Raw genomic sequence first — 14,361 nt, 5'->3', positions numbered from 1 at the left:
GCTCCCCGTCTCCCGCTCCGCGTTTGTTCTTTTGCGGGGATGTGTTTGTGTTTTTTTTTTTGGCGCCCCCCGGGCGGGGGCGGGGGGGGGGGGCCCCCCCCCCGCTTCGTGCTCAGTCGTTGCCGCGCAGGTATTTCGGATCGGGTGCGGGCAGTGGCATGGCGGGCTGGTCCTTGAGGATGTTGACCATCGCGCCGAACCAGGTTCGCGCCGGGGTACCGCCACCGAACATGTTTCCCGCCTTGGGATCCCCGACCGAGACCACGTTGCCGGGGCCTCCGTCGCGTAGCCCGCCTCCGGTGCCGCCGGGGTGCTTGAAGACCATCGCCGCGCCCGCGAGCTGCGGGGTGGCGCCGACGAACGCGGCGGAGGCGCTGGTGTCGGTGGTTCCGGTCTTGCCGATCATCGGCCTGCCGTTCCAGTTCGGCGGGACGGCCTTGAACGAGGTGCCGCCGGGCTGGTCGTCCTTGCTCATCCCGACGGCGAGGGTGTTCGCGAGGCCTTCCGGAATGGCCTGTTCGCAGGCGGGTTCCTTGATGGGCTTCGGGTTCCCGTTGCGGTCGAGGACCTGGGCGATCGGCGTCGGCGGGCACCACGTCCCGCCACTCATGATCGTCGCCGCGACGTTGGCGAGTTCCAGGTTGCTGGTCGGGCTCACGCCGAGCGTGAACGAGCCTTGGCCGGGGTAGTTCGGCTTCGGGCCGAAATAGGAGAGCTGGTTCTGGTTCTCCTGGACGTTTTCGGACTTCGGGTCCACGGTGCCGCCGTTGGCCGGGGTGGAGGCCATCGTGTTCCGCATGCCGAGCCTGCTGGCCATCTCGACGACCGACTTCATGCCCGCTTTTTCTTCGAGGATCACGAAACCAGTGTTCGGCGAAGTGGCGAGCGCCTGTTGAAGCGACATCTGCGGCCCGTAGTTGCTTTCGCCGTAGTTGCTCAGGCAATACGCCCAGGTGCCGATACCGACCTTCGGACAGTTCTGGGCACCACCGGTGAAGACCTTGGACGCGTAACTCTGCGGGGTCTGGATCGTGTCGTTGATCCCGACCTTTCCTTGTTCCATCGCGGCGGCCGCGGTGAAGATCTTGTACGTCGATCCCGCGCCGGTCACGTTCGCGACGTCGTAGGGCAGGCCGTAGGTGGTCTGGCCCTGCGCCTGGTCGGTGCCGTAGTCACGGTTCGACGCCAGCGCGACGACTTCGTGGCGGTTCTTGCCCGGCCGCACCAGCGAGAGCGTGTTGGCGACGTTGTTCTGGGTCTTCTTGACCTGGGCTTCGGCGGAGTTCTTGGCCTCGTGGTTGACGTTCTTGTCCAGCGTGGACTTGATGGTGTAGCCGCCGGAGTACAGCTCGTCCTTGGACATCCCGGTCTGCTGGCGCAGGTAGTCCTCGACGTACTGGCAGAAGAACCCGTTCTCGGGCCCGGCGCCGATGCAGTTGGCGGCGGGCTTTGACGGCCCGTCGCCGCTGACGCCGAGCGGTTCGGCCTTGAAGCGGTCGGCGTCGGCCTTGGCGAGCTTCTGGTTTTCCACCATCCGGTCGAGCACGAGGTTGCGGCGCGAGGTGGCGGCGGCGGGGTGGTTCCACGGATCGTTCGCGATGGGGTTGTTCACCATGCCCGCCAGCAGCGCGGCCTGCGGCACGCTCAGCTTCTCCGGCGGGATCCCGAAGTAGGCCTGCGCGGCGGCGCCGACGCCGTAGATCTGCCGCGAGAACTCGACGATGTTCAGGTAGCCCGCGACGACCTGCTCCTTGGAGAGCTTCGTCTCCAGCTGGATCGCGATCCTGGCTTCCTTGAGCTTGCGCGCGACGGACTGCTCCTGAGCCTTCTCCTGCCCGATCTTGTCGTTCCGGTTGACCACGTTGATCAGGTAGTTCTTGACGTACTGCTGGGTCAGCGTCGAGGCGCCCTGGGTGTCCCCGCCCGCGCCGTTGCTCACCGCGGCACGCAGGGTGCCTTTCCAGTCGACGCCGTGGTGCTCGTAGAAGCGCTTGTCCTCCACCGAGATCAGCGCCCACTTCATCGCGTCGTTGATCTGGTCCGTCTTCACCGGGATCCGGTACTGGCTGTACAGCGACGCGATCGGCGCGCCCGCCGAGTCGGTGACCGTGGTGACCAGCGGTGGCGGGATGTCGGCGAGGTCGGATGAGGTCTTGTCGACTGTCTCGCTGGCCTGGTTGGACACGACGCCGGCAGCGCCGACGACCGGGAAGAGTATCCCGGCGACGAGCACCCCCGCGAGCAGACAGAGGCCGAGGAGCTTGAAAAGACCATCCGTTTTGCGCACGGGGCCAGGGTACGCGGAGCTTGTGGTGGGGCTGTGACCTCACACCCGCCAAGGTGTGATGTCGGTGACAAAACAGACCCCGTGAGGTGACATCTGGTAGCGGGAGGCAAGCTAGGGCTTGGCGGGGGGAACCGAGGGCCCCTACAGTCCGTCAACGTCTTACGAAGAATGCCGACGGATGGCCGAGCGCGAGGAACAGGTCGCTCGGCCGAACGGAGGCCCGGCGCCGGGGAGGTGCCGGAGGTCGACGTGAGCAGAGGGAGACACGCTCGTGGGGTGGAGCGAGGGGCTTCGTCCACCGCGGTGTGTCGATCACCAGGGGAGGAGCTGGGGGTCAAATGGACAGCACCAGCCAGCAGAGCTGGCGAATCAACGCGTCCTGCCGGGACGCCGATCCGGATGGCCTGTTCGTCCGGGGAGCCGAGCAGAACCGGGCCAAGGCCGTGTGCATGGGCTGCCCGGTCCGGACCGAGTGCCTCGCCGAGGCGCTCGACGGCCGCATCAACTTCGGGGTCTGGGGCGGGATGACCGAACGGGAACGGCGGGCCCTGCTGCGCCGCCGCCCGGACGTCGCCAGCTGGGCGGACCTGCTGGAGGCGGCCAAGCGCGAGGCCGAGGTCAGGGTCGGCGTGAGCTGACGGCACGGTAGCGCCGCGTTCTTCGCTCTGGACGACGCGTCCGGGACATTCGACGTCTCGTGCGCGTCGCCCAGGGCATGCTCGCGCGCGCGATCGGACGGGCATACCGCCCGGGCGTGTCGCCGACGCGTCATCGAGGACATCGGCGCCACGGTCATGGCGTTACAGCGACCGCGGAACCCGGGTTTCAGCCCGCCATCTTGGCGCCGATGTCCCGCAGGCCCTCGATGTCGTGGACGTCGCCGGCGAGCGCGGGCACCCGCACCAGCGGCACCTCGGGATGCGCCTTGGTGAAGCGTGCGAGCAGCCGGGTCTCGCGGTCGGCGAGCGCGACGCGGTCCGCGTGCAGCCGCAGCACGGCCTCCGCCAGCGGCGCGCTCGTGTTGCCCTCCTGCAGCGACTCCGCCGCGGCCAGCGCCTCCGTGCCGGACAGCGGCGCGAGCACCGGATGCGTCCGGTTCGCGACCAGCCCGGCCAACGGCATCGATTCCTCGGACAGCCGCTCCACGAAGTAGGACGCCTCGCGCAGGGCGTCCGGCTCGGGCGCGGCCACCACCAGGAACGACGTCCCGGCCGACCGCAGCAGCTCGGCCGTCTTGCGGGCCCGTTCGCGGAAACCGCCGAACATGGTGTCGAAGGCCTGCATGAACGCCGACGCGTCGGTGAGCAGCTGACCGCCGATGATCGTCGACACCGCCTTGGCGAACATCGAGAACCCGGCGTTGACCACCTTGCGCAGGCCCCACCCGCCCGCCTTCGCTGGCCCGGTGAGCAGGCGGATCATCCGCCCGTCGAGCGCGCTCGAAAGCCGCGTCGGCGCGTCAAGGAAGTCCAGCGCGGACCGGCTCGGCGGAGTGTCGACGATGATGAGGTCCCATTCGTCGGTGGCCGCGAGCTGGCCCAGTTTTTCCATCGCCATGTACTCCTGCGTGCCGGAGAACGACGTGGAAATGGTCTGGTAGAAGGGGTTCTGCAGCAGTTGCTCGGCGCGTTCCGGGCCGGCGTGCTTGCGCACCATGTCGTCGAAGGTGCGGCGCATGTCGAGCATCATCGCCCACAGCTCCCCCTTCGGCTCGAACCCCGCGACCTGCACCTGACGCGGGTGGTTGCCGAGTTCCCGCAGGCCGAGCGCCTGCGCGAGCCGTCGAGCCGGGTCGATGGTGAGCACCACGGTCTGGCGGCCGCGTTCGGCCGCGCGCAGGGCGAGCGCGGCCGCGGTGGTCGTCTTGCCGACGCCGCCCGAGCCACAGCAGACGATCACGCGGCTCTGCGGATCGTCGAGCAGGGCGTCGATGTCGATCGCGGTCATATCAGCGCACTCCCTGGTCGTACAGCGCCTCGGCCAGGTCGTACAGCGCCGCGACGTCGATGCCCTCGTTGATCTCCGGCAGCTCCAGCGTCGGCAGGTCGGCCTCTGCGAGCTGCTCCCGCGCGCGTTGTTCGGAGGCCACCCGGACGGCGTGCTCGACCGTCTCCTCGACCAGCGCGTCCAGCGTTTCGTCGGGCAGCTTGAGCCCGGCCGACGCGAGTCCACTGCGGACGCGGGAGGCGTCGACCCGCCCGTCGGCCGCGGCGGTCACCGAGCGCGCGGGTAGCCGCGGCGGGCGGACCCGGTTCACCAGCGCGGCGCCGGGGCGCAGGTCGGCGCCGTCGAGTTCGGCGACGGCCTCGACGGTCTCGCGGACCGGCATCTCCTCCAGCAGGGTGACCAGGTGCACCGCGGTCTCCCCGGAGTGCAGCAGCCGGACGACGCCGTCGGCCTGGCCACGGATCGGGCCGGTCTTGGCGAGATCGGTCAGTGCCTTGGTGACGTCGAGGAACTTGACGACGCGGCCGGTCGGTGGCGAGTCGACGACGACGGCGTCGTAGGTGTGGCGGCCGTCGGATTCGGTGCGGCCGACGCACTCCTTGATCTTCCCGGTGAGCAGGACGTCCCGGAGGCCCGGCGCGAGCGTCGTCGCGAACTCGATCGCGCCCATCCGGCGCAGCGTCCGTCCGGCGAAGCCCAGGTTGTAGAACATCTCGAAGTATTCGAGCAGCGCCGCTTCGACGTCGATGTGCAGCGCGCGCAGCTCGCCCCCGCCGGGGACCGCGGCGATGCGCTGCTCGGCGTACGGCAGCGGCTCGGTGTCGAAGAGCTGCGCGATGCCCTGGCGGCCTTCGACCTCGATGAGCAGGACACGCCTGCCTTCGCGGGCCAGCGCGAGACCCAGCGCGGCGGCGAGCGTGGTCTTGCCCGTCCCGCCCTTGCCGGTGACGAAGTGCAGCCGGGCGCGGGCAAGCTCGTCGGACCAGCCGGTGGTGGGAGTTGTCACCGGATCACCCTAAAACAGGCGTTAACTCGCGAGCATCATGACGCTGACCGCTGCCGCGACGACGGCGACGATCACCCAGGTCGCCACGCCGGGCAGCACCGTGAGCATCAGCACAGCCAGCACCGCGAGCACGGTCAGCGTGACGACGCCCGAGAGCGCTACCTGGCCGGAGCTGTTCGTCCGGTCCCGGGTCTTCGCCATCACGGCCAGCACGAGCGGCAGCCCGGCCGCGGCCAGCAGCACCGTCGCGACGATCCGCCAGGTCTCCACGGCTCAACGTTAGCGGTCCGTGAAGGCCTCCTTCACAGCGCTCAACGCTGTGAAGGAGGCCTTCACGGCACGTCAGCTGCCGAAGATGGAGGCGGGGCGGCAGGGCACGGGTTCAGCGTGCGCCGGGTCGAGGGCGTTGAGGACATGGCCCGCGGCGTTGCGGTCGAAGGCCAGCCCGAGATGCTCGGAGGTGTCGAGTGCGCAGGTGTCCTGCAGGACGATGTTGCGCACGTTCGGGCCGGAGCCGAGGCCGCTCGTGTAGGGAATGACGAGTTCGTCGTAGCGCGTGACGATGTTCGTGTAGCTCACGCCGGGCTGGAAGACCCCGTTGCCGCTGTGCAGCTTTTCCAGGAAGTCCGAACCGGACAGGAACTGCGTGCACGATCCGCACGCCGGGCTGAGCACACCGCTGATGAGCTGGCTCAGCCCGATCAGCTTCCCGGCTTGGTAGAGCTGTGAGAGCCCGAGCAGCGTGGTCCCGTTCCACAGCGGGGTAAGGCTCACGTACTTGTCCACTTTGGACGCGCCGCCGAGGAACTTCACGTAGTAGGACGGCATCAGCGTGCCCTCGGAGTGGCCGAGGATGTCCACCTTGGACGTCCCGGTTGCGGCGAGCACCTTGTCGACGAACGCCGAGATCTGCCGTGCGGACTGCTCCATCGGGTTGAGGCCGCCCGGCTGGTAGATCGGCAGTCCGAGGCCGTTTTTGCCGTAGGTGAGGGAAAACACGCAGTACCCGTTGTTCTTCAGCAGCGGGCTGTAGGTGTTCCAGTTGACGGTCTGGTTGGCGCTCAGCCCGTGCAGCATCACGACCGGCCGCGGGTGTGTGGCGCTCGGCTTGCATGAGAAGTCGTTGGCGCCGGGCGGCGAACCGTCCGGGTTGCGTAGCTGGGCCGCGACGGCGTCGGCGGCGGTCCACGGCACGGGAAGCTCGCTCGACGCACTGGCGGCGGGGGCGAAGATCAGCGCGAGGGCCGCGGCCAGGATGGCGGCGGCGAGGGACTTCGTTGTCCGCATGGTCACGTCCTATCTACTCGTGAGTAGGTGTGAAGTGAACCACAAGCGGACCGGTTTCGGCGAGTCGTTACGTGATTACTCGCGGCGGTTTTCCGGACGCGCCCCCGCGGGGCTTGTCAGCTTGGCTACGCTCCCCGGCTATGAGCACGACCAAATGGGAGTACGCGACCGTCCCGCTCCTGATCCACGCGACGAAGCAGATCCTCGACCAGTGGGGCGAGGACGGCTGGGAGCTGGTCACCGTGCTGCCCAACCCGACGGGCGAGCAGCACGTCGCGTACCTCAAACGAGCCAAATAATCAGAACTGTGCAGCTCCCGCTGCTCCGTTGAGGGCGGTGGCGGGGGCATGGATGGATGAAGGGGAAACCCTCGATGACCTGGAGCGATCGGCTAGCCGAGCTCGGTATCGAACTACCAGGGGTCGCGGCGCCGCTGGCGGCCTACGTGCCCGCCGTGCGCAGCGGTTCGCACGTCTACACCTCCGGCCAGCTGCCCTTCGTCGACGGCGTCCTCGCCGCGACGGGCAAGGTCGGCGCGGAGGTCAGCCCCGAAGAGGCGAAGAAACACGCCCGCACGTCCGTGCTCAACGCGCTCGCCGCGGTGCACGCGCTCGTCGGCGTCGACGAGATCGTCCGGGTCGTCAAGGTCGTCGGCTTCGTCGCTTCCGCGGAGGGCTTCACCGGCCAGCCCGCGGTGGTCAACGGCGCGTCCGAGCTGCTGGGCGAGGTGTTCGGCGAGGCGGGTATCCACGCGCGCTCGGCCGTCGGCGTCGCGGAGCTGCCGATCGGCTCGCCGGTCGAGATCGAACTGATCGTGGAGGTGCGGTGATGGACCCCGACATCGAACAGGCCACCCACGAACTGCTGCTCCGTCTGGCCGGGCGGCTGCCCGACCAGCTGCTCTGGCGGTTCCGGGACTGGCTGGGCGAGGGCGCGATGGGCACGCTCGCCAGGACGCTCCCGAGGTCTTTGCTAAAGCACAGGATTGACCTTGATCAAACCGAGTACCGCCTGCTTGTCGCGGGACTCATCCCGCACGGCGCCGACTGGCACCAGGTGAGTTCCACACTGGGGGTAGACGACGTCACCGAGACCCGGTACACATTCACGCAGAGTGCGCCCGAATGGGTGAACTCTGTCGATTCCGTGTCCGTTTTGATGCACGCAACGTTGCGTGGTCGCCCGGACGTGGGTGAAGTGCGACAGAGCTGGCGTCACCTCGACGTGGTCGGTGAGACCGGGACCAAGCGCGTGCTGCTGGTCACGGCGTTGTCCGGCCTGCCGAGGCTGACCGGCGAGCTGCAGCGGGTGCTGCGGGTGCTGGGCGACGAAGAGCCCAGCGTCGAGGTCATCCCGCCGCGCTTCGACCTGCCCGGATACCACCGGGCAGCGCTCGCGAGTTCCGAGCTGGTGTGTCTCGGTGCCGTGGGCACCGGGAATCGTCTGGTAGCCGCATAGCGCTCGCTCCGCCAGCGAGCTGGGAGGGAGCAAGCACATGGTGGAGGTCCACGACGCCCCGCCGATGGACGGGTTTTCGGTACCGCTGCGTCTGCACAATCTGCTGCTGGCACTGGCCGGCCGGATCGACGACAGCGCGCTGACCGAAGCGCGTGAACTGATCGCCCATGCCCACATCGACGAAGCGGTCGAACTCACCACCGGCACCCTGATCGCCGGGAAGATCACGGTGAGTTCGGCCGAACAGCGCGAGCTGGCGCTCGTGCTGGAGATGAGCCGTTCGGACGCGACACTCGCGAACGACCTGCTCGTCGACGAAGCCGAACAGGTGCACAACCACCGGTTCAGCGGGGAGAACCAGCCGGAGTTCGGGCTCGCCGAGGCGCTCGACCGGACCCTGCAGGTACTCCCGGACGTCCGCTCCGTGCACGCGGTGTGGCGCATCACCCCGGCGGGCAGTGTGCCGGGCGCGTTGCCGCAGCGTGTGGTGCTCGTGGAGCTGGGCCCCGAGGGCAACCCGCCCGCGGTGGCCTTCCGCGTCGACTCCGCGCTCCGCCGCGCGGGCCTGCGTTCGGTCGTCGAGGTCAGCGGCCCCGGTGTCGCCCGCTCGGCGTACCACCAGTCCGCGGGCGCCGCGGCCACCCCGGTCTGGGTGGCGGGCAGCACGCAGGCGCCGAGCTACCATCGGCCCGAGCCGGTCGCGCCGGCGCCGCCGCCCGCCCCGGTGCCGGCTCCCGAGCCGGTGGCGGAGACCCCGAGCAGGCACGGCATCCGCACACCGGCGCCGGAACCGGCGCCGGCCCCGGTGGTGCCGATCGTCCAGGCGCCGGCACCGCAGCCGGCGCCCGCGCCTGCCGCACCGCCCGAGCAACCGGCGCGCAAGTCGCGGTCGGAGACGCGGGCCGAGCGCACCTCGGACCTGACTTCGGCCGAGGTGGCGCAGCTGCGCCGGGCGCTGGCCGAGGATCCGGAGAAGGGCCGCGAGATCGCCGCGGGCAAGCCGAGCATGCACGAGGTCGTCGAGCTGCCCGCGCTGGATCTCGACGATCCGAGCCTGAGCGAGCGTGACCGGGCGTTGCTGCGTGAGCTGCACGCCGAACTGGCCGAGCGGGAGCGCGCCGAAGCCGCGAAGATCCGGCTCAACGGCGCGTCGCGGAGTGGCGGAGATCGCTGGAACGCTTGAGGTATCGGCGAAGTCCGGAGGTATGTTGCCGGGGTGCCTGATTCTCCTGACGAGCTGATCTTCGACATCCCGGTCGGCGCCGGGGTCGGTACCCGGGCCAACGAGGACGGTCCGCCCGTCACGCCGAAGGACGCCGCCACGGTGATCCTTCTGCGTGACGGGGGCGCCGGCCTCGAGGTCTTTCTCCAGCACCGGGTCCGGGGCATGGCCTTCGCCGGGGGCATGACCGTGTTCCCCGGCGGCGGGGTCGATCCTCGCGACGCCGACGCGTCCGTGCGCTGGGCGGGTCCCGACCCGGCCTGGTGGGGCGAGTTGTTCGGCGCCACCGAGGACGGCGCCCGCGCGCTGGTGTGTGCGGCGGTGCGAGAGACGTTCGAGGAGTGCGGCGTCCTAGTGGCTGGGATCGGCGATGTGCCGGTGACCGATGTCACGCCCTTCGCCGAAGCCCGGCAGGATCTACTGGCGCGCAGGGTTTCGCTCGCGGAGTTCCTGTCCGGTGCGGAGCTGACGCTGCGGGCCGATCTGTTCCGGCCGTGGGCGCACTGGGTCACCCCCGAGGCGGAGCCGCGTCGCTACGACACCCGGTTCTTTCTCGCGAAGCTGCCCGAGGGGCAGGAGGCGGACGGGGCGACGTCGGAGGCGACGAGTTCGGGCTGGCAGCGTCCTGCCGAAGCCCTCGAGGACGCCAGGGCGGGCAAGCGCATGTTGATGCCGCCGACCTGGGTGACGCTCAACGAGCTGACCACGTTCGACACCGCCGAGGAAGCGCTTGCGGCCGAGCGCGTCATCACCCGGATCGCCCCGACCTTGGTCCGCGAAGGCGACAAGGTCCGCGTCGTGTTGGAGGAAGTGTGAGTGCCCCCGCGTACGGCGTGCTGCGCCGGGTTTCCGAGTCGGCGTCGGTACTGCTGGAGAACAACCCCTCGTCGATGACGCTGGAGGGCACGAACAGCTGGGTGCTGCGCGCGCCGGACGCGAAGGCCGCGGTCGTCGTCGACCCCGGCTACCGGGATCTCGAGCATCTCGAACTGCTCGCGGACGTCGGGGCGGTCGAACTGGTGCTGCTCACCCACCACCATCCCGACCACGCCGAGGGCGCGCCGTGGTTCGCCGAGCGTGTCGGCGCTCCGGTGCGGGCCTTCGACCCGTCGCTGTGCCTCGGCGGAGAGTCCCTTGTGGACGGTGAGACCGTCGTGGCGGGCGGGCTGGCGATCGAGGTCGTGCACACACCGGGGCACACCGACGACTCGGTGTCGCTGCGCATGGACGGCCAGGTCCTGACCGGGGACACCATCCTCGGCCGCGGCACGACCGTGCTGCACGACCTCGGCGACTACCTGTGCTCGCTGCGCAAACTCGTCGAGCTGCCGTCGGCGACGCTGGGCCTGCCTGGGCACGGTCCCGAGCTTCCCAATCTGGCCTCGACCGCTCGTGAGTACCTTGCGCATCGGGAACAGCGGCTGGAGCAGGTGCGTTCGGCCCTGCGGGTGCTCGGTACGGACGCGACGCCGCGTCAGGTGGTCGAGGTCGTCTACGCCGACGTCGACCGCGCGCTGTGGGCGCCCGCCGAGCTGAGCGTGCAGGCGCAGCTGGACTATCTGCGTTCTACGGAGGTTGGCGAATGAGCGACGCTCGCACGAGTGACGTCGAGGTCGAGTACTACTGGCGGCCGGGGTGCCCCTTCTGCATGACGCTGGAGGGCCCGTTGCGGGCCAGTGACCTGAACATCCGCGAGTTCAACATCTGGGAGGACCCCGACGCGGCCGCCAGGGTGCGCGCGGTGGCGGACGGGAACGAGGTCGTGCCCACGGTGATCATCGGTTCGACCGCACTGGTCAACCCGAGCTTCGCCGAGATCGAAGCCGCGGTCCGCGCCGCCGAGGCCGCCTGAGGTTCGAGCTTAACGGCATACGCGCCAGGAGGGTGGCCGGGTGGAGCAAGGGACCTTTGCTCACGTTTTGCCCGTCGGCCCGCCTTCCGCACTGGCTCGCCCCCGGAGCATCGTGGCCGGGTGGGAGCGAGGGACCTTTGCTCTCGTTTCGGCGCGGGTAGGCGTGGCGAGGGCAATGCCGCAGGTCAGCGGGCGGCACCGACAAGTTCGGTGGTCGCGATCTTCGGCGAGCGTGCGCGCGGCGGGCGGACCGTGCCGCGCAGCAGCCAGAGGAGCGCGCCCATCGCGACGCCGACGCAGGCCGCCGCCACGAACGCCGCCCAGGTGCCGACGTGCTCGACCAGTGAGCCGCTGATCGACTGGCCTGCCGCGAGCCCGAGCGTCACCGAGGTGAGCACCCAGCCGAACGCCTCGGCCGCGGTGCCCTCCGGCGCGACGAGTTCGATCGTCGCGGAGTGGGTGGTCGACTGCGGGGTGATCAGGGCACCGGCCAGCAGCATCGTCACCGCAAGTCCCCACAGCGACGACGGCAGCGCCAGCAACGCGACCAGCGCGCCGAAGCCGCCGAGCAGCACCGGCAGCCGCAAGCCCAGCTTCCTCGGCCATGGCCGCAGGCTGTAGACGACACCGAAGGCGACCGAGCTCAGCGACCAGGCCGACAGCAGTACGCCGCCGATCGAGGCGTGCCCCGCCTCGGTCGCCGCCGCGGGCACCGCGACCTCGACGAAGCCGATCACCGCGCCGAAGCCCAGTGCGGCCAGCGCGAGCGTGCGCATCCCCGGGCTCTCCAGCGCGCCGAGCAGCCGACCAGCCGGGTTCGCCGACGGGCCCCATGCCCGCACGACCGGGGTCAGCGCGAACGTCGTCGCGCCGATGATCATGGTGATCGTCCCGGTCACGATGCCCGTGCCCGCCCACGGCGCGGCGATCAGCAGCCCGGCGAAACCGGGGCCGAGGATGAAGAAGACCTCCATGCTGATCGCTTCGTAGGAGAACGCGGCGTTGCGGGCGCCACCGGGCGGCAGCAGCCGGGTCCACAGTGCCCGGGACGCCGAACCCACGGTCGGCTGGGTGAGGCCGGTCGCGGCGCCCAGCGCGATCAGGACCGCGGTCGGCATGTGGGCGTCGATGGCCAGGACCAGCCCGGTCGTGGCGAGCGCGAAGAGCAGTGTCGTCACCAGCAGCGGCCGGGTCGGGCCGAAACGGTCGATGAGCCTGCCCTGGCCCACCGCGCCCAGTGAGACGCCCGCCAGCAGGCTGGCCGACACGACTCCCGCCGCCGCGAACGAACCGGTCTCGCGCTGGACGTAGAGCATGGCGGAGATGCCGATCATGGCGATCGGCAGGCGCGCGAGCACGGACGCCACGGCGGCGGCGCGGGAGCCGGGCGTGGTCAGCGCGGTGCGGTAGTCGGCGAGGGAGGTGTGGTTCTCGTGGGCAGCGGACACAGACTGGGACACATGTACCAGTATGCAGTGGACTGGTACGCCAGTACCAGTTGTTTGACGGTCACCTTCGTCACTGTCAAGCTTGGAGCAGGAACTCTCGGGCGCCTCGATCAGGTCTCGATCCGGTAACGCTATGTGGATTCTCCGTGAACTCGCGCAACGAAACCGGGGAGTCAGCGTCCTTGAGAGTGAATGGCCTTGAATTCGTGGGTATGGGCCAGCGATGGTTGTACAACTCAACACAATCACCCAGCTCCCTCCGGCATATGGGTCGGGGCCTGATCCGGAGGGCGGGGAGCGCGAATCGTCGGGGGATGGTCCGCGCAAGCAAAGAGCCGGTGCGCCACGTCGGGGGTGGCGCCCGGCTCTTTGTTTTGTTCGAGCCACGCTCGTCGGGGCGCGTGGCCCCGCCAGTCTCGTGGCCTTCACCCCTGCGGGGTAGCCCTGACGTGGTGAACAGGTGACCAACATGGGCTGAACGCAGTAGCCGAAAGAGGCCTTCGGTGCGCACAGGGTGCCTACTCGAGCAAAGGTGACCACGGTCGGGGGTCCAGGGGGCGAAGCCCCTTGGCGGGGGTTTGGGGGTTCGACCCCCAAGGGACACTACGAAGAGAGCCCCGTTTGCGCTTTCGGCAAACAGGGCTCTCCCGCGAACGTAGGCTCTCCCGCGAACGCAGTACTACCGGGCGCGGCGGGCGAGGCGCTCCGGGTCCAGGATCAGGACGCTCTTGCCTTCCAGTCGCAGCCAGCCGCGGTGCGCGAAGTCGGCGAGCGCCTTGTTGACGGTCTCGCGCGAGGCGCCGACGTACTGGGCGATCTCCTCCTGCGTCAGGTCGTGCGTGACCCGCAGCAGCCCCGCCTCCTGGCTGCCGAAGCGCTGCGCGAGCTGCAGCAGCGCCCGCGCCACGCGGCCGGGGACGTCGGTGAAGATCAGCTCGGCGACCATGTTGTTGGTCCGGCGCAGCCGGCGCGCGACCACGCGCAGCAGCTGCTCGGCGATCTCCGGCCGGGTCGAGATCCACTGGCGCAGCGCCGGGCGGTCCATCGTCACCGCGCGCACCTCGGTCACCGTCGTCGCGCTGGACGTCCGCGGGCCGGGGTCGAAAATGGACAGTTCGCCGAACATGTCCGACGGGCCGAAGATGCCGAGCAGGTTCTCGCGCCCGTCGGGCGACTTGCGGCCGATCTTCACCTTGCCGGACTGGATGATGTACAGCTTGTCGCCGGGTTCGCCCTCGTTGAAGATGACGTGGCCACGAGGGAACTCCACGGATTCCAGGGTCTGGGCCAGTGCCTCAGCGGCCGCCGGCTCCACCCCCTGGAAAATGCCCGCACGGGCCAGGGTTTCGTCCACCTCGGGTGCCTCCTCATCGAGAAACGACCCGCCTCCCGGTAGCCGGGAAACGTGTCGCCCATCACTTTCGCGTCAGTCTAGGGTGTGCTCGCGAGATCGTCTCCCGGGCGCGCCGCGCGCCGCGCGTCGGCCGGAAACGATCTCGCTCGACACTGGAGCCTAACTCCGCACGCGTCGCGCGCGTAGCCTGGCTGCCCTCCCGCCGAGCCGCCGTAGCCGAAAAAGCTCCAGCGCTCGGCCGATCCCGTGCCCGTACAGGGCCCTGACCTCGTTGGGCTGCGCCTGCTCGAGGAACTCCTCGACCTCGTTCTCCTGAACCGCGACGTGCTTGAGCCTGCTCTCCACCCGCTCCATGAACAGGGCGAAGAACATGATCACCAAGGGCACCAGGATGACGAACCAGACGGTCATGACAGACGTCCACTACGGTCGGTGACTAGGCGTGACTCGATGGCAAAGCTTGGCATTGACTCCAGATCCTCGCTCATGGCGGCCTGAAC

At 69.4% G+C, this 14,361-nt stretch carries 16 protein-coding genes; 8 read left to right on the top strand and 8 right to left on the bottom strand.

What is annotated here, in order from left to right:
• Positions 1–112 precede the first annotated feature (112 nt).
• Positions 113–2,287 carry a transglycosylase domain-containing protein gene (locus ACFWY9_RS02640; RefSeq protein WP_378327899.1) on the bottom strand — a complete coding sequence of 725 codons (2,175 nt, stop codon included), beginning with the start codon at positions 2,285–2,287 and terminating at the stop codon, positions 113–115.
• Positions 2,288–2,625: 338 nt separating this feature from the next.
• Here ACFWY9_RS02640 and ACFWY9_RS02635 point away from each other — a divergent pair, with 338 nt between their 5' ends.
• Positions 2,626–2,925: a WhiB family transcriptional regulator gene (locus tag ACFWY9_RS02635; RefSeq protein ID WP_378327898.1), complete on the top strand. Its 300-nt coding sequence runs from the start codon at positions 2,626–2,628 to the stop codon at positions 2,923–2,925.
• Between the two features lie 187 nt (positions 2,926–3,112).
• Here ACFWY9_RS02635 and ACFWY9_RS02630 read toward each other — a convergent pair whose 3' ends face one another.
• From ACFWY9_RS02630 to ACFWY9_RS02615, 4 genes are all read right to left on the bottom strand, one after another.
• Positions 3,113–4,234, bottom strand: a complete 1,122-nt coding sequence (locus ACFWY9_RS02630) for an ArsA family ATPase (RefSeq protein ID WP_378327897.1) — start codon at positions 4,232–4,234, stop codon at positions 3,113–3,115.
• 1 nt (position 4,235) lies between these two features.
• Positions 4,236–5,240: an ArsA-related P-loop ATPase gene (locus ACFWY9_RS02625; protein WP_378337992.1), complete on the bottom strand. Its 1,005-nt coding sequence runs from the start codon at positions 5,238–5,240 to the stop codon at positions 4,236–4,238.
• Positions 5,241–5,261: 21 nt separating this feature from the next.
• Positions 5,262–5,510 carry a hypothetical protein gene (locus tag ACFWY9_RS02620; protein WP_378337991.1) on the bottom strand — a complete coding sequence of 83 codons (249 nt, stop codon included), beginning with the start codon at positions 5,508–5,510 and terminating at the stop codon, positions 5,262–5,264.
• Between the two features lie 72 nt (positions 5,511–5,582).
• Positions 5,583–6,527, bottom strand: coding sequence for an esterase/lipase family protein (locus ACFWY9_RS02615; protein WP_378337990.1), 945 nt, complete (start codon positions 6,525–6,527; stop codon positions 5,583–5,585).
• A 140-nt stretch (positions 6,528–6,667) separates the two neighbouring features.
• Here ACFWY9_RS02615 and ACFWY9_RS02610 point away from each other — a divergent pair, with 140 nt between their 5' ends.
• The 7 genes from ACFWY9_RS02610 to ACFWY9_RS02580 all read left to right on the top strand — a co-directional run bounded on the left by ACFWY9_RS02610 (position 6,668) and on the right by ACFWY9_RS02580 (position 11,059).
• Positions 6,668–6,826, top strand: coding sequence for a hypothetical protein (locus tag ACFWY9_RS02610; RefSeq protein ID WP_378327893.1), 159 nt, complete (start codon positions 6,668–6,670; stop codon positions 6,824–6,826).
• Between the two features lie 74 nt (positions 6,827–6,900).
• Entirely contained in the window at positions 6,901–7,356 is a 456-nt protein-coding gene (locus ACFWY9_RS02605) for a RidA family protein (RefSeq protein ID WP_378327892.1), read from the top strand.
• The gene (locus tag ACFWY9_RS02600; RefSeq protein WP_378327891.1) at positions 7,356–7,985 is read left to right on the top strand and encodes a hypothetical protein; all 630 of its coding nucleotides are present in this window, start codon (positions 7,356–7,358) and stop codon (positions 7,983–7,985) included. The genes ACFWY9_RS02605 and ACFWY9_RS02600 overlap by 1 nt, the downstream gene beginning before the upstream one ends.
• A gap of 37 nt (positions 7,986–8,022) precedes the next feature.
• Complete coding sequence (locus ACFWY9_RS02595; protein WP_378337989.1) at positions 8,023–9,168, top strand: hypothetical protein; 1,146 nt, start codon at positions 8,023–8,025, stop codon at positions 9,166–9,168.
• Positions 9,169–9,201: 33 nt separating this feature from the next.
• On the top strand, positions 9,202–10,023 hold the full coding sequence (locus ACFWY9_RS02590) for an NUDIX hydrolase (protein ID WP_378327889.1): 822 nt from the start codon (positions 9,202–9,204) through the stop codon (positions 10,021–10,023).
• Positions 10,020–10,793, top strand: a complete 774-nt coding sequence (locus tag ACFWY9_RS02585; RefSeq protein WP_378337988.1) for an MBL fold metallo-hydrolase — start codon at positions 10,020–10,022, stop codon at positions 10,791–10,793. Before ACFWY9_RS02590 ends, ACFWY9_RS02585 begins: the two co-directional genes overlap by 4 nt.
• Positions 10,790–11,059 (top strand): glutaredoxin family protein, encoded by a 270-nt coding sequence (locus tag ACFWY9_RS02580; RefSeq protein WP_378327887.1) that lies wholly within the window; start codon positions 10,790–10,792, stop codon positions 11,057–11,059. Before ACFWY9_RS02585 ends, ACFWY9_RS02580 begins: the two co-directional genes overlap by 4 nt.
• A 185-nt stretch (positions 11,060–11,244) precedes the next feature.
• Here the strand turns inward: ACFWY9_RS02580 and ACFWY9_RS02575 are convergent, their stop codons facing one another.
• The 3 genes from ACFWY9_RS02575 to ACFWY9_RS02565 all read right to left on the bottom strand — a co-directional run bounded on the left by ACFWY9_RS02575 (position 11,245) and on the right by ACFWY9_RS02565 (position 14,272).
• A complete protein-coding gene (locus ACFWY9_RS02575; RefSeq protein WP_378327886.1) occupies positions 11,245–12,519 on the bottom strand; it encodes an MFS transporter in 1,275 nt (424 codons plus the stop codon).
• 667 nt (positions 12,520–13,186) lie between these two features.
• Entirely contained in the window at positions 13,187–13,861 is a 675-nt protein-coding gene (locus tag ACFWY9_RS02570) for a Crp/Fnr family transcriptional regulator (protein WP_003081747.1), read from the bottom strand.
• A 159-nt stretch (positions 13,862–14,020) separates the two neighbouring features.
• Complete coding sequence (locus tag ACFWY9_RS02565) at positions 14,021–14,272, bottom strand: hypothetical protein (RefSeq protein ID WP_013230551.1); 252 nt, start codon at positions 14,270–14,272, stop codon at positions 14,021–14,023.
• Positions 14,273–14,361 lie beyond the last annotated feature (89 nt).

The organism is Amycolatopsis sp. NPDC059027, assembly GCF_042739735.1.
Taxonomy (GTDB): domain Bacteria; phylum Actinomycetota; class Actinomycetes; order Mycobacteriales; family Pseudonocardiaceae; genus Amycolatopsis.
Note: the sequence above shows the minus strand (reverse complement) of the source record. Positions and strands in the feature narration are given on the sequence as shown.

What these genes read in the sequence shown, in the direction of transcription:
- ACFWY9_RS02615 (WP_378337990.1), bottom strand. Translation starts at nt 6,527, where the DNA reads ATGCGGACAACGAAGTCCCTCGCCGCCGCCATCCTGGCCGCGGCCCTC.
- ACFWY9_RS02635 (WP_378327898.1), top strand. Translation starts at nt 2,626, where the DNA reads ATGGACAGCACCAGCCAGCAGAGCTGGCGAATCAACGCGTCCTGCCGG.
- ACFWY9_RS02595 (WP_378337989.1), top strand. Translation starts at nt 8,023, where the DNA reads ATGGTGGAGGTCCACGACGCCCCGCCGATGGACGGGTTTTCGGTACCG.
- ACFWY9_RS02580 (WP_378327887.1), top strand. Translation starts at nt 10,790, where the DNA reads ATGAGCGACGCTCGCACGAGTGACGTCGAGGTCGAGTACTACTGGCGG.
- ACFWY9_RS02610 (WP_378327893.1), top strand. Translation starts at nt 6,668, where the DNA reads ATGAGCACGACCAAATGGGAGTACGCGACCGTCCCGCTCCTGATCCAC.
- ACFWY9_RS02605 (WP_378327892.1), top strand. Translation starts at nt 6,901, where the DNA reads ATGACCTGGAGCGATCGGCTAGCCGAGCTCGGTATCGAACTACCAGGG.
- ACFWY9_RS02600 (WP_378327891.1), top strand. Translation starts at nt 7,356, where the DNA reads ATGGACCCCGACATCGAACAGGCCACCCACGAACTGCTGCTCCGTCTG.
- ACFWY9_RS02565 (WP_013230551.1), bottom strand. Translation starts at nt 14,272, where the DNA reads ATGACCGTCTGGTTCGTCATCCTGGTGCCCTTGGTGATCATGTTCTTC.
- ACFWY9_RS02630 (WP_378327897.1), bottom strand. Translation starts at nt 4,234, where the DNA reads ATGACCGCGATCGACATCGACGCCCTGCTCGACGATCCGCAGAGCCGC.